The sequence below is a fragment of the Micromonospora sp. HM134 genome, from assembly GCF_007833915.1.
Classification (GTDB): Bacteria; Actinomycetota; Actinomycetes; order Mycobacteriales; family Micromonosporaceae; genus Micromonospora; species Micromonospora wenchangensis.
The window spans coordinates 6,611,557-6,631,228 of the sequence record NZ_CP041061.1 but is presented as its reverse complement, the minus strand read 5'-3'; the positions used below and the strand labels follow the sequence as shown (position 1 = coordinate 6,631,228).

At 73.5% G+C, this 19,672-nt stretch carries 14 protein-coding genes and 1 riboswitch; of the genes, 9 read left to right on the top strand and 5 right to left on the bottom strand.

The window, feature by feature from the left end:
* Nucleotides 1-18: 18 nt before the first annotated feature.
* Both FJK98_RS28720 and FJK98_RS28715 read left to right on the top strand, forming a co-directional pair.
* Nucleotides 19-1,698 (top strand): ABC-F family ATP-binding cassette domain-containing protein, encoded by a 1,680-nt coding sequence (locus FJK98_RS28720; protein ID WP_145921740.1) that lies wholly within the window; start codon nt 19-21, stop codon nt 1,696-1,698.
* Between the two features lie 85 nt (nt 1,699-1,783).
* The gene (locus FJK98_RS28715) at nt 1,784-2,746 is read left to right on the top strand and encodes an aldo/keto reductase (RefSeq protein WP_194821775.1); all 963 of its coding nucleotides are present in this window, start codon (nt 1,784-1,786) and stop codon (nt 2,744-2,746) included.
* Between the two features lie 69 nt (nt 2,747-2,815).
* Here the strand turns inward: FJK98_RS28715 and FJK98_RS28710 are convergent, their stop codons facing one another.
* Entirely contained in the window at nt 2,816-3,364 is a 549-nt protein-coding gene (locus tag FJK98_RS28710; RefSeq protein ID WP_194821774.1) for a hypothetical protein, read from the bottom strand.
* Between the two features lie 75 nt (nt 3,365-3,439).
* Nucleotides 3,440-9,262, bottom strand: coding sequence for a ThuA domain-containing protein (locus FJK98_RS28705; protein WP_145921739.1), 5,823 nt, complete (start codon nt 9,260-9,262; stop codon nt 3,440-3,442).
* A 338-nt stretch (nt 9,263-9,600) separates the two neighbouring features.
* Nucleotides 9,601-9,709: riboswitch (TPP riboswitch) on the top strand.
* Here FJK98_RS28705 and thiE point away from each other — a divergent pair.
* The 7 genes from thiE to thiC all read left to right on the top strand — a co-directional run bounded on the left by thiE (nt 9,704) and on the right by thiC (nt 15,429).
* Nucleotides 9,704-10,330, top strand: coding sequence for a thiamine phosphate synthase (thiE, locus tag FJK98_RS28700; RefSeq protein ID WP_145921738.1), 627 nt, complete (start codon nt 9,704-9,706; stop codon nt 10,328-10,330). It overlaps the preceding riboswitch by 6 nt.
* Entirely contained in the window at nt 10,324-11,394 is a 1,071-nt protein-coding gene (thiO, locus tag FJK98_RS28695; RefSeq protein WP_145921737.1) for a glycine oxidase ThiO, read from the top strand. Before thiE ends, thiO begins: the two co-directional genes overlap by 7 nt.
* Before the next feature lie 10 nt (nt 11,395-11,404).
* Complete coding sequence (gene thiS / locus FJK98_RS28690) at nt 11,405-11,605, top strand: sulfur carrier protein ThiS (RefSeq protein WP_145921736.1); 201 nt, start codon at nt 11,405-11,407, stop codon at nt 11,603-11,605.
* A gap of 5 nt (nt 11,606-11,610) precedes the next feature.
* Nucleotides 11,611-12,381: a thiazole synthase gene (locus tag FJK98_RS28685; protein WP_145921735.1), complete on the top strand. Its 771-nt coding sequence runs from the start codon at nt 11,611-11,613 to the stop codon at nt 12,379-12,381.
* Entirely contained in the window at nt 12,378-13,034 is a 657-nt protein-coding gene (locus FJK98_RS28680; protein WP_145921734.1) for a thiamine phosphate synthase, read from the top strand. The genes FJK98_RS28685 and FJK98_RS28680 overlap by 4 nt, the downstream gene beginning before the upstream one ends.
* Nucleotides 13,031-13,819, top strand: coding sequence for a bifunctional hydroxymethylpyrimidine kinase/phosphomethylpyrimidine kinase (gene thiD / locus FJK98_RS28675; protein WP_145921733.1), 789 nt, complete (start codon nt 13,031-13,033; stop codon nt 13,817-13,819). Before FJK98_RS28680 ends, thiD begins: the two co-directional genes overlap by 4 nt.
* Nucleotides 13,820-13,836: 17 nt before the next feature.
* Entirely contained in the window at nt 13,837-15,429 is a 1,593-nt protein-coding gene (gene thiC, locus FJK98_RS28670; RefSeq protein ID WP_145921732.1) for a phosphomethylpyrimidine synthase ThiC, read from the top strand.
* Nucleotides 15,430-15,745: 316 nt separating this feature from the next.
* On the opposite strand, the gene FJK98_RS28665 is transcribed toward thiC, so the two are convergent.
* The 3 genes from FJK98_RS28665 to FJK98_RS28655 form a co-directional block, all read right to left on the bottom strand.
* On the bottom strand, nt 15,746-18,328 hold the full coding sequence (locus FJK98_RS28665; RefSeq protein ID WP_145921731.1) for a hypothetical protein: 2,583 nt from the start codon (nt 18,326-18,328) through the stop codon (nt 15,746-15,748).
* An 86-nt stretch (nt 18,329-18,414) separates the two neighbouring features.
* Nucleotides 18,415-18,723 carry a cupin gene (locus tag FJK98_RS28660; protein WP_145921730.1) on the bottom strand — a complete coding sequence of 103 codons (309 nt, stop codon included), beginning with the start codon at nt 18,721-18,723 and terminating at the stop codon, nt 18,415-18,417.
* Nucleotides 18,720-19,670, bottom strand: a complete 951-nt coding sequence (locus tag FJK98_RS28655; RefSeq protein WP_145923050.1) for an LLM class F420-dependent oxidoreductase — start codon at nt 19,668-19,670, stop codon at nt 18,720-18,722. Before FJK98_RS28655 ends, FJK98_RS28660 begins: the two co-directional genes overlap by 4 nt.
* Nucleotides 19,671-19,672: the final 2 nt, after the last annotated feature.

Genomic DNA, 19,672 nt, shown 5'->3' with positions numbered 1-19,672 from the left:
CTCGGGCAGGATGCCGGCGTGGGATACGTGGACGTGGCAGCGGTCGGGCACATCCTCCCGGACGGCCGGGAACTCTTCGCCGACGTGTCGTTCCGGGTCGGTGAGGGCGCCAAGGTCGCCCTGGTCGGGCCGAACGGCGCCGGCAAGACGACGCTGCTGCGGATGGTCGCCGGTGACCTGCCGGTGCGTACCGGGGCGATCGCCCGCTCCGGTGGGCTCGGCGTGATGCGGCAGTTCATCGGCATGATCGGCGACGAGTCGACGCTGGCCGACCTGGCCCTGTCGCTGGCCCCACCGGTGTTGCGCGCGGCCGGTCACCGGCTCGCCGCCACCGAACAGGCCATGCGGGAGGCCGAGCTGCGCGGCAAGTACAGCACCGCCGCCGGCAAGGCCCAACTGGCGTACGCCGACGCGCTGGCCGCCTGGGGCGAGGCCGGCGGGTACGACGCCGAGGTGCTCTTCGACACCGTCACCACCACCGTGCTCGACCTGCCCTGGGACGCCTCCCGGGACCGGCCGGTACGCACCCTGTCCGGCGGGCAGCAGAAGCGCTTCGCCCTGGAGCTGCTGCTGCGCGGCCCCGACGAGGTGCTGCTGCTCGACGAGCCGGACAACTTCCTCGACGTGCCCGGCAAACGCTGGCTGGAGCAGCGGCTGCGCGAGTCCACCAAGTCGGTGCTGTACGTCTCGCACGACCGCGAACTGCTCGCGCACACCGCCGACCGGGTGGTCGCCGTCGAAGGGGGCAGCGCCTGGGTGCACCCGGGAGGCTTCGCGAGCTGGCACGACGCCCGCACGGCCCGGCACGCCCGCCTCGACGAGCTGCGCCGCCGCTGGGACGAGGAGCACCAGAAGCTGCGCGAGCTGATGCTGATGTACAAGCAGAAGGCCGCGTACAACGACGGGCTCGCCTCCCGCTACCAGGCGGCGCAGACCCGGCTGCGCAAGTTCGAGGAGGCCGGGCCGCCGCCCGTACCGCCGAAGGACCAGGACATCCGGATGAAGCTGGCCGGCGGGCGGACCGGCAAGCGCGCGGTCATCTGCGAACAGCTCGAACTGGACGGCCTGACCTACCCGTTCGACCTGGAGCTGTGGTACGGCGACCGGGTGGCGGTGCTCGGGGCCAACGGCACCGGCAAGTCGCACTTCCTGCGCCTGCTGGCCCGGGGCGGCACCGACCCCGACCCGGCCAACGGCCCGGTGGACGGGGCCGCCGCGCTGGCCCCGGTGGCGCACGGCGGGGTGGTCCGGCTGGGCGCCCGGGTGCGGCCGGGGCACTTCTCGCAGACCCACGACCGGCCGGAGCTGATGGCGAATACCCTGGTCGAGGTGCTGTGGCGCGGCGACGAGCACCGCGACGGGATGGACCGGCACGCGGCGATGGCGGCGCTGAGCCGCTACGAGCTGGCCGGCCAGGGCGACCAGCGGTTCGGCACCCTCTCCGGCGGCCAGCAGGCCCGGTTCCTGGTGCTGCTGCTGGAGTTGTCCGGGGCGACCCTGCTGCTGCTCGACGAGCCGACCGACAACCTCGACCTGGCCTCGGCGGAGGCGTTGGAGGCGGGGCTGGCCGCGTTCGCCGGGACGGTGGTGGCGGTCACCCACGACCGCTGGTTCACCCGCTCGTTCGACAGGTTCGTGCTGTTCCGGGGCGACGGTGACGTGGTGGAGACCCCGGAGCCGGTCTGGGACGTGGGCTGAGCCACCCGTGCGTCCGTGAGGTGCCGACCACGCCCGGTCACCGGGCGTGGTCGTCGCCGGTCGGGGCCGGTCCGGGCGGCATAGGGTGGATCTCGTGACAGAGATGACCTACCGCCGGCTGGGCGACTCCGGGCTCGTGGTGTCCGTGGTCGGCATCGGCTGCAACAACTTCGGCCGCAAGCTCGACATCGACGGCACCCGGACGGTGGTCGACGCCGCGCTCGACGCGGGGATCACCTTCTTCGACACCGCCGACATCTACGGCGAGCCGCCGGGCGGGTCCGAGGAACTGCTCGGGCAGGCCCTCAAGGGGCGGCGCGACGACGTGGTGCTGGCCACCAAGTTCGGCATGTCGATGGGCGGGCGCAACGGCCGCGACTTCGGGGTACGCGGCTCCCGGCGGTACGTGGTGCGGGCCGTCGAGGCGTCGCTGCGTCGGCTCGGCACCGACCACATCGACCTGTACCAGCTGCACGAGCCCGACCCGGACACCCCGGTCGACGAGACGCTCGCCGCACTGGACGACCTGGTCCGCGCCGGCAAGGTGCGCTACCTGGGCAACTCCAACTTCTCCGGCTGGCAGATCGCCGACGCCGACTGGACGGCGAAGACCCGCGGGCTGACCCGGTTCGTCAGCGCGCAGAACCACTACAACCTGCTCCACCGGGACGCCGAGGTCGAGATCATCCCGGCCTGCGAGCGGTTCGGCCTGGGCCTGCTGCCGTTCTTCCCGCTGGCCAATGGGCTGCTCACCGGCAAGTACCGGCGGGACAGCGCCCCACCCGCCGGCAGCCGGCTCTCCGGTGGCGGCCGGTACGCCGAGCGGCTCGCCGCCGCCCGCTGGGACACCATCGAGGCGCTGGAGGCGTACGCGGCGCAGCGGGGGCTGACGCTGCTCCAGGTGGCCATCGGCGGGCTGGCCGCCCGCCCGGCGGTGGCCTCCGTCATCGCCGGCGCCACCACCGCCGAGCAGGTCCGGGCGAACGCCGCCGCCGGCGGGTGGCAGCCCACCGACGACGACCTCGACGCACTGGACGCCCTGCTCTGACCGGCCGGCCCCGACGCGGTCGGGCCCGGACACCGTCGCGGTGTCCGGGCCCGACCAGGAACCGGGTGGTCAGCTGTCCAGGCCGGCCGGTTCCCCGGGGCCCGGCCGAGCACGGCCGCGACCCCACAGCAGCAGCGTCGTCCCCGCGACGACCACCGCCAGCGCACCGGCCAGCCACGGCCAGCCGCCGAAGCCGTCGTCGGTGTCCCCGCCGGTGGGCGGCGGCGCGGCGGCGGCCGGCGACGGCGACTGGGCCGCCCGCGCCTGCACCTGGGCGGTCGCCGTGCTCCGGTACGGCTCGGGGGCGCTGACCGTCACCCGCCAGTCGCCGGGGGACAGCAGCGGGCCGCTGCTGTAGAAGCCCTGCCCCTCCCCGGCCGGCTCGATCTGCACCGGCCCGGCCGTCCGGCCACCCTCGCCCTCGGCGGTCAGGGTGAGCCGGACCGGCTGGTCCAGCCGGTGCCCGTCGGCGTACACGGCCATCACGGTGACCCCGCCGGCGCCGTCACCGGCCACCGTCAGCTTGACCTTCCCGCCGTGCGCCGCCGCCGGACCCGCCGGCAGGACCACCAGGGCCGCCACGACCAGCGCGGCGGCGAGGGCTCTGAAGGTACGCATCGACGTCTCCCTTCCGATGTGGAGGGGCCGCCCCCACCGTCGGTGTCGACGGTGGGAGCGGCCCCGTGGTGCTCCTTACAGCGAACCGCCCTTGGCGATCCGGGTGGGGTCGGCGCCGAGCCGGCCGGCCCCGTCGACCGACTTGTTGTCGTTCGCCTTGACGCCGGCCTTGGTGGCCGCGCCGCCGAGCCGGACGATCATGGCGTCGGCGTCACGGACCAGCACGTCCCGCACGTCCGTGTCGGTCACCACCGCCGGGTCGGTGGCCAACGCCTTGAAGGCGGTCAACTGCTGCACCGCCCGCTTGTCGTTGCCCGCCGCCTCGGAGGCCCGCACCGCGTCCAGCTTGTTGGACAGCTGACGGTGCGCCTTGGTGGTGAGTCGTCCGGTCGCCTTGAACCGGTCCAGCAGGTTCTGCATGTCCCGGAACGAGGTGGTGACGAAGAACCGGACCGTCGAGGTGGTGGAGTTACCCGCCTTGTCGGTCGCGGTCACCGTCAGCTCGTGCAGGCCGAGCGGCAGCTCGTACAGCGCCTGGAGGGTGCCGCTGGCGTACGCCCGACCGTCCAGCACGCCGGAGGTCGTCTTGATGCCGGAGGTCGGGTCGACCGCCTGCCACGAGATCCGGACGTCCTGGCTGTCACCGTAGAGCTGGCCGTCGGCGATGCCGGAGACCAGCAGCGTCGGCTTGGTGCCGTCGATCTTCACGACCGCCGACTTCAGCGCCTCGACGTTGCCGGCGGCGTCGGTGGCCCGGTACAGCAGCTCGTGCGTGCCGTCCCCGGTCACCTCCACCGGCGTGGTGTACGCCGTCCAGGCGCCACCGTCGAGCGACCACTCCAGCTTCTTCACCCCGGAACCGGCGTCGGTGGAGGTGATCACCACCGGAACGGTGCCGTTGTGCCAGCCGTCGGCGTTGGCCGGGGCGAACGCCGCCGAGCTGACCGGCGCGGTGGCGTCGATCTTCACAGCGACCTTCTTCGTCGCCTCCACGTTGCCGGCCTTGTCCGTCGACCGGAACCGCAGCTCGTGTGCGCCATCCCCGGTGACCTGCACCGGCTCGGTGTACGCCGTCCACGTGGTGGCGTCGTCGAGCTGGTACTCGGTGCTCGCCACCCCGCTACCGCCGGCCTCGTCGGCCGCCGCCAGCGTCACCGTGACCGGGCCGGTGTACCAGCCCTCGGTCGGGGTGCCGGAGACGGTGGCCGTGGTCACCGGGGCGGTCGTGTCGGCCGCCTTGGTGGAGAGCCGGAAGTAGTCGAACGAGGCCGTCTTCGAGGTGGCCGCGTTCGCGCCGAGGGTGAACAGACCGACCTTCGGGGTGGCCCCGACGGCGGTGTTCGTCAGCGTCTCGAACGTCGTCCACTCCTGCCCGTCGGCCGAGTACGACGCGGTGAAGGTGTCACCGGCCCGGGCCAGCCGCAGGTACCACACCGCCGAGGTCAGGTTGGAGACCTGCGGCTGCGGGTTCTGCGTCACCCCGGCGACCTCGCCACGGAACTCGATCCGCCGCGACGGGGTCTGACCGGCCTGGTTGTCCACGATGAAGTCGAACTTGACGTAGTTGTCGTCGTCGGCGTGGACGATCAGACCGGCCTGCTGGTACTGCTCGGCCAGCGCGCTGCCGTCGACCTTCGTCTCCAGGGTCCAGTCGCCGCTCGGCGCGGTCTGGAGGATGAAGTTCGTCGGCCCGGTGTTGCTGGTGCCGTAGATGTCACCCTTCGGCACGTCGATCTTCAGTGCGCCGTCGGCCACCCGGTAGGCGGCCGGGTCCTCCCGGAGCACCGCGTTCCACCGGCACTTGTCGAGCGTGGTGCCGGTGAACTCGTCCGACGGGTCGACCGGGCCGGCCGGGGCGTCCGGCGAGACCAGGAACGAGTCGAACAGCGCGTCCACCACCGGGGCGGTGGTGGCACCGTTGAGGGCGAACAGACCGATCCGCGGGTTGGTGATGCCGGCCAGCGCGGCGGACCGACCGACCGGGGTGAACGTCGCCCCGTCGCCGGAGAACGCCGCGGTCAGGTTGGTGCCGTCGCTGATCAGCCGCAGCCAGATGGTGTCACCGGCCGGTGCGGCGGTGGCGTCCGCCCCCTCGTTGCGGGGCGAACCGGCGGTCTCCCGGATGAACTCCACCCGGCGGGAACCGCTGTAGAGCAGGTCCACCTTGGCGTAGTTGTCGTCGTCGCCGTAGATCAGCAGGCCGGCCTGCTGGTAGTTGGCGGTGACGGGCAGGGTGACCTTGGTGGTGGCCTGCCAGGCCCCGCTGGGTGCGGGCTGGAGGACCAGGTTGGTGGCGCCGTTGGTCGTGCCGTACAGGTCACCGGAGGCGGTGGGCAGCCGCAGCGACCCGCCGGAGACCGAGTAGAGCTGGTTCTCCCGGACGACCGTCCAGCGGTCCTTGTCGAGGGTGTTGCCGGTGAACTCGTCCGAACGCGCCCCGAGGCAGGAGTTGTTCGGCGCGTCCACCTTGACCGGGACGGTCGCGTAGGACTTCGCGCCCCGGCTGTCCGTCACCGTCAGGGTGGCGGTGAAGGTGCCCGGGGTGGTGTAGGTGTGGGTGGCGTTCAGGGTCGTCGCCGTCCCGCCGTCACCGAAGTCCCAGGCGTACGTCAGCGGGGTGTCACCCTCGGTGTCGGTGGCCGTGCCCGTGAAGGTCACGGTGACCGGCGCGGTGCCGGTCGCCGGGGTGGCGGTGGCCGTCACCTGCGGCGGCGCGTTGTCGGTCACGCCCCGTCCGATGAAGTCCATCCAGTTGACGTTGAACAGCGAACCGGCGCCACCGGCCGGGTCCTTGGCGACGAAGTACAGCGCGCCCTCCGCACCGGCCGTCACCGGCGCGGTCACGTCGACGAACTGCTGCCAGCCGCCCGTGCCGGGCACGGTGGCCGTGGCCACCACCGGACCGTCGACGGCACCGGCGTGCACGTCGATCCGGCCGCCCTGGACCTCGGAGGCCACCCGGAACCGGATCTGCTCGACCCCGGTCAGGTTGGCCGGGACGAGCGACCACCAGTCGCCGTCCTCGATGAAGCCGATGTTCTGGCCGCCACCGGCGGTGTCGCTGGTGGTCTCCTTCTGCACGCCCGGGTCACCGCCGCCGGTGCTGCCCGGGGCCCGCCCGGTGGCCGTGTAGTACTCGGCCTGCTTGCGCTTGGGCTGGAGGATCTCGATCGCCCGACCGGTCAGCGGGCCGGCGCCGCCGGTGCCGCCGTCGTCGGTGTAGGTGGCCTCGAAGACCGCGAAGACGTTGGCCTCCGCGCCGTGCCCGGACGCCAGCGAGGTCTGCACGGTGCCGGTGCAGCCGGTGTGCTGCTCCAGCGGGTGGGCGTGCTCGTCGTGGCCGAGCAGCACCTGCAGCTGCACCCGGTCACAGTCGACGGTGCCGTCCTCCGGGTCGGTCACCTTGATCGTGTACTTGACCTGGTCGCCCCAGTCGAAGAACCCGCCGCTGGGCGGGAACTCGATGGTCACGGTCGGGGCGGTGTTGCCGACCGTCACCGGCACGTTCGCCACGGCGGTACGGCCCTTGGGGTTGGTGACGGTGAGCTGGGCGGTGTAGTCGCCGGCCGTGGCGTACGTGTGGGTGGGGTTCGCCTCGGTGGAGGTCTGTCCGTCACCGAACTTCCACGCGTAGGTCAGCGTGCCGCCGTCCGGGTCACGGGACCCGGCGCTGGAGAACTTCACGGTCAGCGGTGCGGCCCCGGAGGTGGGGTCGGCGCTGGCCTCGGCGATCGGGGCGCGGTCACCGGCGGTGTAGTCGATCCGGTAGACCCCGGAGTCGTCGTTGTTGCCGCCGAAGCCGGTGCCCCACTCGATCAGGTAGAGCGCGCCGTCCGGCCCGAACTCGAAGTCCATCGGGCGGATCATGGACATGCCGGTGAGCAGCTGGTTGATGTCGATCAGCGACTTGCCGTCCGCGCTGACCTGCATCGTGTACATCTTCGACTGGTTCCACTCGCCGAGCAGCGCCTTGCCGTCGTAGTACGCCGGCCACTTGCGGCTCGACGTGCTGTCGGCGTCGTAGCGGTAGACCGGGCCGCCCATCGGGGCGCCGCCGCCGCCGATCTCGGGGAAGCGCGGGTCGCCCGCGTAGCCGTAGTCCACCGTCGCCGGGATGGCCGGCGGCAGGTTGGTCAGGCCGGTGTTGTTGGGCGAGTCGTTCACCGGCGCGGCGCAGTCGAACTTCGCGCCGCTCGGCCCGGACGGGAAGGTGTAGTCGTTGTACGCCTTGTTGTTGCCGGTGCAGTACGGCCAGCCGTAGTTGCCGGCGGTGGCGACGATGTTCCACTCCACCAGGCCCTCGGGGCCACGGTTCGGGTTGGCCGCCGAGGCGTCCGGCCCGTAGTCGGCGACGTAGAGGGTGTCGGTCTTCTGGTCGACGCCGATCCGGAACGGGTTACGGAAGCCCATGCCGAAGATCTCGGGACGGGTCTTCGCGGTGCCCGGGGCGAACAGGTTCCCCGTCGGGACGGTGTAGGTGCCGTCGTCCTCCGGGTGGATCCGGATCACCTTGCCGCGCAGGTCGTTGGTGTTGCCGGCGCTGCGCTGCGCGTCGTAGTCCTGCCGGCCGGCCCGCTCGTCGATCGGGGTGAAGGCGCTCGACTCGAACGGGTTGGTGTTGTCGCCGGTGGCGAGGTACAGGTTGCCCTTCGAGTCGAAGGTCATGCTGCCGCCGGCGTGGCAGCAGGTGTTGCGCTGGGTGTCGACCTGGAGCACGACCTTCTCGGTGGCCTTGTCGATGGTGTCACCGTTGACGGTGAACCGGGACAGGTAGTTGCGCGGGGCGCCACCGGCCGGTGCGTAGTACAGGTAGATCCACTTGTTGGTGGCGAAGTCCGGGTCGAGGCGCAGGCCGAGCAGGCCGTCCTCGTTGCCGGTGAAGACGTCCAGCCGGGTCGCGGTGACCGTGTTGCCGGTGTCCGGCTTCACGATCTGCACCCGGCCGTCACGCTCGGCGTAGAACACCCGGCCGTCCGGAGCGATGTCCAGCTCCATCGGGTTGTTGGTGTTGCTGTCGAGGGTGACCTTCTCGAAGTTCGAGGTCTTCGTGGCGCCGCAGTCGGCGTTCTCGACCCCGGCCGCGGTGCGGATGCCGCCGAGCAGGTGGCTGAGGAACTCCGGCTCGGTGTACGACGCCTGGGTGTGGCCGCCGCCGGTGTACCAGGACCGACCGCCGTCGTAGTCCTGGCACCAGGCGGTGGGGTGGTCGGCACCCATCGCGCCGGCGCCCGGGCTGTAGGACTTCTCGTCCAGGCTGGCCAGCACGTGCACCTTGGAACGCGGGTTGGTGCGGAAGTTGTACCACTCGTCGAACCGGGACCAGCGGTCCGGCAGGTCGGCGGTCGACGGGTGCGCGTGGTCCTCGACCTTGACGGTGGCCTGCTGGTTGGCCGGGTGGCCGGAGAAGTACGCGCCGACCAGGTTGCCGTACCAGGCCCAGTCGTACTCGGTGTCGGAGGCGGCGTGCACGCCGGCGTAGCCGCCGCCGGCCTTGATGTAGCGCTCGAACGCGGCCTGCTGGGTGGCGTCGAGGACGTCACCGGTGGTGGAGAGCCAGATCACCGCCTGGTACTTGGCCAGGTTGGTGTCGTTGAAGGCGGCCCCGTCCTCGGTGGTGTCGACGGTGAAGCCGTTCTCGGTGCCGAGCTTCTGGATCGCGGCGATGCCGGCCGGGATGGCGTCGTGCCGGAACGCAGCGGTCTTGGAGAAGACCAGGACCGAGAACGGTTCGGCGGCGGCTGCCGCCGCCGGCGCGGGTGCGGCCTGGGGCCGGGCCTGCGCGACGGGAGCGGCCTGGGCGGCGGTGCCGCCGATCAGACCGCTGGCGAGTAGGGAGAGGGCCAGTAGACCGGCACCCAGTGGACCGCGACGTGCGCGGCGATGGCGGGATGGAGACACTCCATGCTCCTTTTGTCCGCGTTGGACAGTGGTGGGGGCATGGGGACGACTCGCCGCAGACCGTCCCCGGTCGGATCGGTGTGGGCCCGCCGAGGTCCGCACCGGTGGCGATCAGGTGCGGGCCACGCCGAGGCTTCGCACCGGAATAATGTCGATCGGTTGAACAAATTAGCGCCGCTGGATTGGTTTCCGGCAAGGCATGAGCATGTAACGATTCGGTATCGGCGACTCGCTTTTCCGGCTTATGTGGATACAAGCCCAAAATAGTAGCCATCGACGTTGCTGGATCAATCTAACACCCCTTGGCGGATCAGCGGATCTGTCGTACGGTCACAGGCACGTGACCCACGGGAGCCCGGTACACCGGGCTGAGAGGGGGGCTGAGAGCCCCCGACCGTCGAACCTGATCCGGGTAATGCCGGCGCAGGGAGGAGAGTTGCCGTGCCGTCCCTCGGCCGACTGCATCTGATCACCGACACCCGCCCCGGGTGCGACCCGCTCGCCGTCCTGCGGGCCGCCCTCCCGGTGGCCCGCGACGAGCTGGTCGTCCAGGTCCGGGTGACCGACGACACCACCGACCGGCAGGCCTACGACCTGGCCCGCCGGGTGCGCGAGCAGTGCGCGCCGTACGGGGCGACCTGCCTGGTCAACGACCGGCTGCACGTAGCCCTCGCGGTGGACGCCCACGGCGGCCACGTCGGCGCGGACGACCTGCCCGTCGCGGCGGCCCGCCGGGTCCTCGGCCCCGACGCCGTGCTCGGGGCGACCACCCGGGAACCGGGTGCCGCCGCACGGGCGGTCGCCGCCGGGGCCAGCTACCTGGGCGTCGGCCCGTGCCACCCGACCGCCACCAAGACCGGCCTGCCCGACCCGATCGGCCCCGCCGGGATCCGCGCCGTCGCCGATGCCGTCGACGTGCCGGTGATCGCCATCGGCGGGGTCACCGTCGCCACGGTGCCGGCGCTGCGGGCCGCCGGGGCGTACGGGGTGGCGGTGGTCGGGGCGCTGTCCACCGCCGCCGACCCGGGCCGGGCCACCGCCGAACTGATCGCGGCGCTGACGTGCTGAACCGGCCCGACGTCGCAGTCGTGGGCGCGGGGCCGGTCGGATTGGCGATCGCCTGGCGCTGCGCCGCCCGGGGCCTGCGGGTGGCCGTGCACGACCCGGCCCCCGGCTCCGGCGCGTCCCGGGTCGCCGCCGGGATGCTCGCCCCGGTCGCCGAGGCGTACTTCGGGGAACGGGAACTGACCGGGCTGCTCACCGAGTCCGCCGCCCGCTGGCCGGGCTTCGCCGCCGAGCTGACCGAAGCCACCGGAACGGAGTTCGGGTACCGCACCGACGGCACCCTCGTCGTCGGGCTGACCGGGGACGACCTGGCCGAGGCGCGCCGGCTCTGGTCGTACCAGCAGGGGCTGGGGCTGCCGATCAGCGCGCTGCGGCCGTCGCAGCTACGGGAGCGCGAACCGGCGCTGACCCCCCGGTTGCGCGGCGGCGCGGTCGCCCCCGGCGACCACCAGGTCGACCCGCGCCGGCTGGTCGACGCGCTGCGGGTCGCCGCCGGACGGGCCGGCGCGACCCTGCTGCCCGGCGCGGTGACCCGACTGGCCGAGGTGGACGCGCCGGTCGTCGTGGTCGCCGCCGGCTGCGGCGCCGCCGCGCTGACCGGGCTGCCGGTCCGCCCGGTCAAGGGCCAGGTGCTGCGGCTCCACGCGCCCGACCACCGCCCGCCCGGCTTCCGGCACGTCATCCGGGGGTACGCCGACGGCGAGCCGGTCTACCTCGTCCCCCGCGACGACGGCGAGGTGGTGCTCGGGGCGACAGTCGAGGAGCGCGCCGACACCGAGGTGACCGCCGGGGCGGTGCTGCGCCTGCTCCGCGCCGCCGTCGACCTCGTCCCCGAACTCGCCGAGTACGCGCTGACCGAGGCGACCGCCGGACTGCGCCCCGGCACCCCGGACAACGCGCCGATCCTCGGCCCGCTGCCCGACCGGCCCGGCGTGCTCGCCGCCACCGGCCACCACCGGCACGGCATCGTGCTCACCCCGGTCACCGCCGACCTGATCACCGACCTGATCGTCACCGGTCAGCCGGACCCGCTGCTCACCCCCTTCACCGCCGACCGGTTCCACTGAGGAGGAAGACGTGCGACTGATCGTCAACGGCGTCGGACGCGACCTGGCCGGCGGCACGACCGTCGCCGACCTGGTCGCCACGGTCACCGGGCAACGGCGCGGGCTCGCCGTCGCGGTCAACGGCGAGGTGGTCCCCCGGGGCGGCTGGCCGGCCACCGTGCTGCGCGACGGTGACCGGGTCGAGGTGCTCAGCGCCGCCCAGGGCGGGTGACCCGGATGCCCCTCACCATCGCCAGTCACACCTTCACCTCCCGGCTCGTCCTCGGCACCGGCGGCGCGGCCAACCTGCACGTGCTGGAGCAGGCGATCCGGGCCTCCGGCACCGGACTGGTCACCCTCGCCCTGCGCCGCGTCGACACCGCCCCCGGCACCGCCGGTGGCCTGCTCGACCTGCTCGACCGGTGCGCGGTGCGGCTGCTGCCCAACACCGCCGGCTGCTACACCGCTGCCGAGGCGGTGAAGGTGGCCCGGCTGGCCCGGGAGGCGTTCGACACCGACTGGGTCAAACTGGAGGTGATCGGCGACGAACGCACCCTGCTCCCGGACGGGGTGGAGCTGCTGCGGGCCGCCGAGGAACTCGTCGCCGACGGGTTCGTCGTGCTGCCGTACACCTCCGACGACCCGGTGCTGGCCCGCCGGCTGGCCGACGTCGGCTGCGCGGCGGTGATGCCGGCCGGTGCGCCGATCGGTTCCGGACTGGGGATCACCAACCCGCACCACATCCGGCTCATCCGGCAGAGCGTCGACGTGCCGGTGATCCTCGACGCCGGGATCGGCACCGCCTCCGACGCGGCGCTCGCCATGGAACTGGGCTGCGACGGGGTGCTGCTGGCCAGCGCCGTCACCCGGGCCGCCGACCCGACGGCGATGGCCACCGCCATGCGGCACGGCGTACGGGCCGGGCGGCTCGCGTACACCGCCGGGCGCATCCCCCGGCGCTTCCACGCCCTCGCCTCCACCCCCGACGACGGAAGACCCGACCTGTGACCCGCCCCGCCGCCCCGGCCGGGGTGGTGCTGCTGACCGACCGGCGGGCGGCGCAGACGGATCTCGTCGAGGTCGTCGCGGGGGCGGTACGCGGTGGCGTGCGGTGGGTGGTGCTGCGGGAGAAGGACCTGCCCCGCGCCGACCGGGCCGCGCTCGCCGTCGACCTGCGGGCGGCCCTGGCCGGAGCCGGCGGCACCCTGATCGTGGCCGGCCCCGACCCGCTGGACGGGGACGCCGTCCACCTGCCCGCCGCCGGGCCGTACCCGCCGCCGGCCGTCGGGCTCGTCGGCCGGTCCTGCCACGACGCGGCGGAGCTGGCCCGACTCGGCACCGAGGACTACGTGACGCTCTCGCCGGTCTGGCCCACCCGCAGCAAACCCGGCTACGGCCCACCCCTGTGCCCGGACGGGCTGCGCCGGCTGGTGCGGCTCAGCCCGGTACCCGTGCTCGCCCTCGGCGGCATCGAGACGCCGGAGCAGGTGACGGCGTGTGTCGAGGCGGGCGCGGCCGGGGTGGCGGTACTCGGCGCGATCATGCGCGCCGCCGACCCGACCGCCGTCGCGGCAGCACTCACCGGCGTCTTCGACCAGCTCACCGCGCTGGCGGCACCCCGTCCGACCCCTCGCACCCCGATCCCCCAGGAGGGGACATGACACCGACGACCGTGCTCACCATCGCCGGGTCCGACTCCGGCGGTGGTGCCGGCATCCAGGCCGACCTGAAGGTGTTCGCCGCCCTCGGCGCGTACGGGACGAGCGTGCTGACCGCGGTCACCGCGCAGAACACCCGCGGGGTGGACGCCGTGCTGCCGCTGCCCCCGCAGACCGTCGCCGAGCAGCTCGACAGTGTGCTCGGCGACTTCGCGGTCCGGGCGGTGAAGACCGGGATGCTCGGTACGCCGGCGGTCGCCGACGTCGTGGCCGGGGCGGCGGAGGCGGGCCGGCTGCCGCACCTCGTCGTCGACCCGGTGCTCGTCGCCACCAGCGGACACCGGCTCGGTGTGGTGGCGGCGGTCGAGCGGCTGCTGCCGTACGCCCGGGTGGCGACACCGAACTGCGCGGAGGCCGCCGCCCTCACCGGCGGCCCGGTGACCACGGTCGGGGAGATGGTCGCGGCGGCGCAGGCCCTGGCGGCCGGCGGCCCGGAGTACGTGGTGGTCACCGGCGGCGACCTCGACGCGGCCGGCGAGTCGGTCGACGTGCTGGCCGGCGGCGGGACGACCACCCTGCTCCGTGCGCCCCGGGTGGACACCCGGCACAGCCACGGCACCGGCTGCTCGTTCTCGGCCGCGATCGCCGTCCGGCTCGCCGCCGGCGACCCGGTGCCGGTCGCGGTCGCCACCGCCAAGGAGTACGTCACCCGCGCGCTGACCGGCGCGCGGGACTGGGAACTGGGCGCGGGCCGCGGCCCGCTGGACCACTTCGGCTGGTCCCGATGACCAACAGGGAGGCTGTCATGCAGGCACGTCGCAAGGTCTACGTCGAGGGGTCCCGGCCGGACGTCCGGGTGCCGTTCGCCGAGGTGGAGCTGACCGGGGACAACCCGCCGCTACGCCTCTACGACACCTCCGGCCCCGGCTCGGACCCGGAGGTGGGGCTGCCGCCGCTGCGCGGCCCGTGGATCGCCGAGCGGGGCGACGTCGCACCGGTCCGGGGCGCGGGCACCCCGCTGGCCGGCGTCGACGCCAGGCGACCCACCCAGCTCTGGTACGCCCGCGCCGGGATGATCACCCCGGAGATGGAGTTCGTGGCGATCCGGGAGGGGCTGCCGCCGGAGCTGGTCCGCGACGAGATCGCCGCCGGCCGGGCGGTGCTGCCGCTCAACGTCAACCACCCCGAGTGCGAGCCGGCGATCATCGGCAAGGCGTTCCTGGTGAAGGTCAACGCCAACATCGGCACCTCGGCGGTCACCTCGTCGGTCGCCGAGGAGGTGGAGAAGCTGACCTGGGCCACCCGGTGGGGCGCGGACACCGTGATGGACCTGTCCACCGGCAAGCGCATCCACGAGACGCGCGAGGCGATCGTCCGCAACTCGCCGGTGCCGATCGGCACCGTGCCGATCTACCAGGCGCTGGAGAAGGTCGGCGGCGACCCGGTCAAGCTGAGCTGGGAGGTGTTCCGGGAGACGGTGATCGAGCAGGCCGAGCAGGGTGTGGACTACATGACGGTGCACGCGGGGGTGCTGCTGCCGTACGTGCCGCTGGCCGTCGACCGGGTCACCGGGATCGTCTCCCGGGGCGGCTCGATCATGGCGGCCTGGTGCCTGGCCCACCACGAGGAGAACTTCCTCTACACCAACTTCCGGGAGCTGTGCGCGATCCTCGCCCGCTACGACGTGACGTTCTCCCTCGGTGACGGGCTGCGTCCCGGCTCGATCGCCGACGCCAACGACGAGGCCCAGTTCGCCGAGCTGCGCACCCTCGGCGAGCTGACGCAGGTCGCCTGGGAACACGACGTGCAGGTGATGATCGAGGGGCCCGGCCACGTGCCGATGCACAAGATCAAGGAGAACGTGGACCTCCAGCAGGAGTGGTGCCACGAGGCACCGTTCTACACCCTCGGCCCGCTGACCACCGACATCGCCCCCGCGTACGACCACATCACCTCGGCGATCGGGGCCGCGATGATCGGCATGTACGGCACCGCCATGCTCTGCTACGTCACCCCGAAGGAACACCTCGGACTGCCCGACCGGGACGACGTGAAGGCCGGCGTGATCGCGTACAAGATCGCGGCACACGCGGCCGACCTGGCCAAGGGGCACCCCGGCGCGCAGGCGTGGGACGACGCGCTGTCTAAGGCACGGTTCGAGTTCCGCTGGGAAGACCAGTTCAACCTGTCGTTGGACCCGGAGACCGCCCGCTCGTACCACGACGCCACCCTCCCGGCGGAGCCGGCGAAGACCGCCCACTTCTGCTCCATGTGCGGCCCGAAGTTCTGCTCCATGAAGATCACCCAGGAGTTGAAGGAGTACGCCGCCCAGGGCATGCAGAACAAGTCAGCCGAATTCCGCTCCACCGGCAACCGCGTCTACCTCCCCCTCGCCTGAGCCGTCCCGCCTCTGGCGGCCGTCCGGGAGTGCCGGCTTGGGCTGCTCTGCGTCGTGCTTGCCGGCTCGGGTTTCGCGTTGTGCCGGCCGGCCCCCGGTTTGCTTCGGTGATCAAGAGGTTTGCGTCAGTTTCCGCGCGGGGGATGACGTAAAGCTCTTGATCACCGCGCTCCAGCGCCCGTCCGGGCGGGTGGCCGGTCGGCCCGCCTGGGTGTGGCTTGGTGATCAAGAGGTTTGCGTCAGGTTTCGGGGGGTGGGTTGACGCAAAGCTCTTGATCACCGAGGTAGAACGGGGGTGGGGGAGGGGCGGGTGGGGTTAGTCGCGGTGGTGGCGGCCGCTGGTGCGCAGGGAGCGTCGGCCGCTGTCCCGTTCCGGCTCGTTGTCGGCCAGGGGCCTGCCCAGGCCGGTGACCCAGTCGACGTACTCGTCGTCCGGCGTCGCCGACTTCGGGTCGGCTTCGTCCGCCGGGGTGTCCTGCGGGGGGCGGTTGCGCCGGAACAGGCCCCGTCGACCCTTGACCTTCCCGGCCCGCTCCGGCGCGCTGCCGTCGTGGGGAGCGGGATCGGCCTGGTCAGCGTCGGCGGGCTGACCGTCCACCGGTGCGGTGCCGTGGGACTCCTCCGGCTCCCAGCGGAGACTGACCGGCTTCGGGACGTCCGTCTGCTCGGCGGCAGCCGGTTCGGGAAACGGCAGGGCGGCCCGGGCCGGTGCGGACCGGTCGGCATCGGCCTGGCCGCCCGTACCGCCGAGATCCGGCAGGTGGTGGCGGGGGCGGGGGGTGCCCTCGACGCCTTCCGGTGCGACGTGCCGTACGCCGGCCACCGGCGGCACGTCCCTGGTGATCGGCGTGGCCGCAGTGGTGCCCCGGCCGGTGGTTCCCGGTGCCGCCGTGCCGACCGGGGCGGTGTCGACGGCATCCGGTGCCGGGCTGCCGGTCGGGCCGGAGCCGACCGGTCGGTCGTCCCCGGTGTCGCCTGCCCCTGGGGCGGGCGACGGTTCGGGTTGCCCGGCGGGGACGGCGGCAGCTCCGGTCGCGGTGGACCGGGCGCGGCTGGCCCGCTTCGCCCGGGGCTTGGGGGTGGCCACGGGCTCCTCCCCGGTGGCCGGACCGATGCCCGCCGCCGGCCCCGCTCCGCCGACCTCGCTGCCGACCTGTTCGGCCGGTGCCGCCTTCCGCTGGCCTGAGCGGCTTCGCGACGACCCGGCCTGACCTGGCCCGTCGCCGGTGGGGGACGTCGCACCCGGCCCGTCCCCGGCCGGCCCGCTCGGGGCTGCTGCCGTCGGGTCCGGCCTGGTCGAGGCCGGCCGGTTCGGGCTGGGAGCCGGACCGATCGAGGCCGAGCCGGTCCAGGTCGCCCCGGTCGGGGCCGAGCCGGTCCGGGCCGGGTAGGTCGGGGTCGAGCGACCGGTTGAGGTCGAGCCGATCCAGGTCGGATCCGTCGGAGCGGGATCGGTCGAGGTCGACGGGATCGAGCCGGGCGGGGCCGAGTCGGTCCGGCCCGATGCGGGCCGGGTCGGCCTGGCGGGAGGCGGGGTGGTGTGGGAGGCGTGCCGGTCGGCGACCGTGGCGGCGGGGTCCGGCCAGTCCCAGTGGGCCGGATGGCGGCCGGTGCCCGGCGCGTCGGGCACCGGCCACCCCGGACCGGTGCCCGGCACCGCCGGCACTCCGCCGCCCCCCGGCGCGACGTCGGCCGAGGACCCGGAGGCGGCGGCCATCCCGGAGGCGGTGGCAGTGGGCCGGTCGGCTGCGCGGGAACGGGCGGTGCCGGCCTCCGGCTGGTCGGCGGCCCGGGATCGGGCGACATCCTGCTGGTCGGGGTGCAGGGAACTGGTGGCGGCACTCAGGTCCACGGTGACCGGCTCGTCCGCGCCGGAGCCGGTCAGGTCGGTACCGGTCAGGTCGGAGCCAGCCGGGTCGGAGCCGGTCAGGCCGGTCCGGTCCGGGCCGGAGCCGGCTGCGGCGTTGCGGGCCGGATCGGGTACGGCCGGCAGCGGGGCGAGGATGTCGGTCGGCTCGATCGCCGTCCCGCCGTCGCGACGGGCGGAGCGGGCGGGCAAGAGCGGCCAGCGCAGCAGGGTGGCGGCGACCGAGCCGAGCGCGCCGGTGACCACCGCGATCACCGCGCCGTAGTACGGGGCGAGCTGGTACCGGTCCACCTGGTCACCCGGGCCGGCGGTCAGGTAGGCGAAGGCGAGCAGCACCGGCCCGGCCACCCCGGCCGCCCCGCCGATCAGCGGGGGGTGTCCCCGTCGCCGGGCCAGCCCGCCGGTCACCGTGCCGGCCACCAGCGCGATCACGGGCAGCAGCAGCATCGCCAGCCGCTGTGCCCGGTCCGCCCCGAGCCACGAGGGTTCCAAGACCCCCAGACGTACGGTGCGCAGCGGCTCGCTGGACAGCACCGCCGGTGCGACCGACAGGAGCGCGACCAGCCAGATCGTCCCGCCCAGCAGGGCGACGTTCCAGCCCAGCGGGGGGCGCAGCAGGACGGCCGAGGCGGCGCCCGCGCCGACCACCGCCCCGGCGACCGCGCAGATGCCGACCGCCCATACCGGGTCGACGGCGTTCAGGTCGGCGGCCCGCGCGGGCTGCATGCAGAGCGGGGCGACGACCAGCGCGCCGAGCGCGGCGACGCCGGAGATCGCGAGCTGGACGGGGGTGCCCTCGGGCAGCCCTTCGCGCCGGGCGAGCCGGCCGGTGAGGACCGCGCCGACCACGGCGGCGGTCACCGCGAACCAGCCGACCCAGGCGAGCTGGGCCGGCCAGCGGTTGACGTCGGTGAAGTCGCCGGTGAGTCGGACGATGCCGAAGCCGTACGCGATGCCGAGTTGGCCGGCCCCGGCCAACATGCTCACCCCGAGTGCGGTGAGCAGCAGTTTGCCCCACGTCCGAAAGGCCATGTGGCGCACGTTACGGCCCGGTGCCCCCGATCGCCACTGCGGCGCGGCGCGGCCGTGACGACCTGTTACCCAAGCTCTACCAGCGACTACTTCAGCTCGACCAGGCGGGCCAGATAGGTCGTGTCCCCGACGTTGGTGAGCATGTGGACGGCGCCCGGGTCCCGGTAGACCACGCCGCCGGTGGGTTCGTCGGCGTCGATCCGGGTGCCGTCGATCGTCTGCACCACGTTCTTGGCGCCCTCGATCGCCACCACCAGGTACGGGTGGTCGTGCCGGTGCAGCGGCTGGCGCTCGCCCGGGGCCAGCCGGATGTGCCAGACCCGCACCCGGTCGTTCTCGAAGACGATCTCCTGGCCGACCGGGCCGAGTTCGAGGTCGTGCGTCACGTCGGTCATCGGGTTCCGTCCAGTTGGGGGAGCACCTCGGCGGCGATGAGTTCCAGGTGGTCGAGGTCGTCGAGTTCGATCAGCCGCAGGTGCACCCGGGTCGCGCCGATCGCGGCGAACTCGCCGATCCGGTCGACGAGTTGGGCGGGGGAGCCGACCACCGGGTCCTCCGGCGGTAGGGCGCTCTTGACGTGCAGCGGGGCGGCCCGACGGTGGGCCTCGGCGTCGGTACGCCCGATCGCCACCACGATCCCGGCGGAGAGCACCAGCGGCGCCCGCCCCGACTCGGCCCGGCCGGCCCGGTCGCAGGCTTCCCGTACCCGGTCGTACGCCTCGGCGGTCTCCTCGACCGACTTGAACGGCATGTTGAACTCGTCGGCGTACCGGGCGGCGAGGTCGGGGGTGCGCTTCGGTCCCCGGCCGCCGACGATGACCGGCGGGCCGGGCTGCTGGACCGGCTTGGGCAGGGCCGGGGCGTCGACGAGCCGGTAGTGCTCACCGGCCCAGCTGTACGTCTCGCCGACCGGGGTGCGCCACAGCCCGGTGACGATCTCCAACTGCTCGGCGAGCCGGTCGAAGCGTTCGCCGACCTTCGGGAAGGGGATGCCGTAGGCGGTGTGTTCCCGTTCGTACCAGCCGGCGCCGATGCCCAGCTCGACCCGTCCGCCGCTCATCTGGTCGACCTGGGCGACCATCACGGCCAGCGGGCCGGGCAGCCGGAAGGTGGCCGAGGTGACCAGGGTGCCGAGCCGGATGCGGGAGGTCTCGCGGGCGAGCGCGGCCAGGGTCAGCCAGGCGTCGGTGGGGCCGGGTAGCCCGGGTTCGTCGCCCATCGCCCGGTAGTGGTCGGCCCGGAGGAACCCGTCGAACCCGCCGGCCTCGCAGAGCTGGGCGAACCGGAGCTGGTCGTCGTAGCTGGCGCCCCGGTGCGGTTCGGTGAACACGGCCACCCGCACGG

Bases quoted from the DNA above. Each gene is read 5' to 3' on its own strand.
- FJK98_RS28710 (WP_194821774.1), bottom strand. From the start codon at position 3,364: ATGCGTACCTTCAGAGCCCTCGCCGCCGCGCTGGTCGTGGCGGCCCTG.
- FJK98_RS28685 (WP_145921735.1), top strand. From the start codon at position 11,611: ATGCCCCTCACCATCGCCAGTCACACCTTCACCTCCCGGCTCGTCCTC.
- thiD (WP_145921733.1), top strand. From the start codon at position 13,031: ATGACACCGACGACCGTGCTCACCATCGCCGGGTCCGACTCCGGCGGT.
- thiC (WP_145921732.1), top strand. From the start codon at position 13,837: ATGCAGGCACGTCGCAAGGTCTACGTCGAGGGGTCCCGGCCGGACGTC.
- FJK98_RS28665 (WP_145921731.1), bottom strand. From the start codon at position 18,328: ATGGCCTTTCGGACGTGGGGCAAACTGCTGCTCACCGCACTCGGGGTG.
- FJK98_RS28660 (WP_145921730.1), bottom strand. From the start codon at position 18,723: ATGACCGACGTGACGCACGACCTCGAACTCGGCCCGGTCGGCCAGGAG.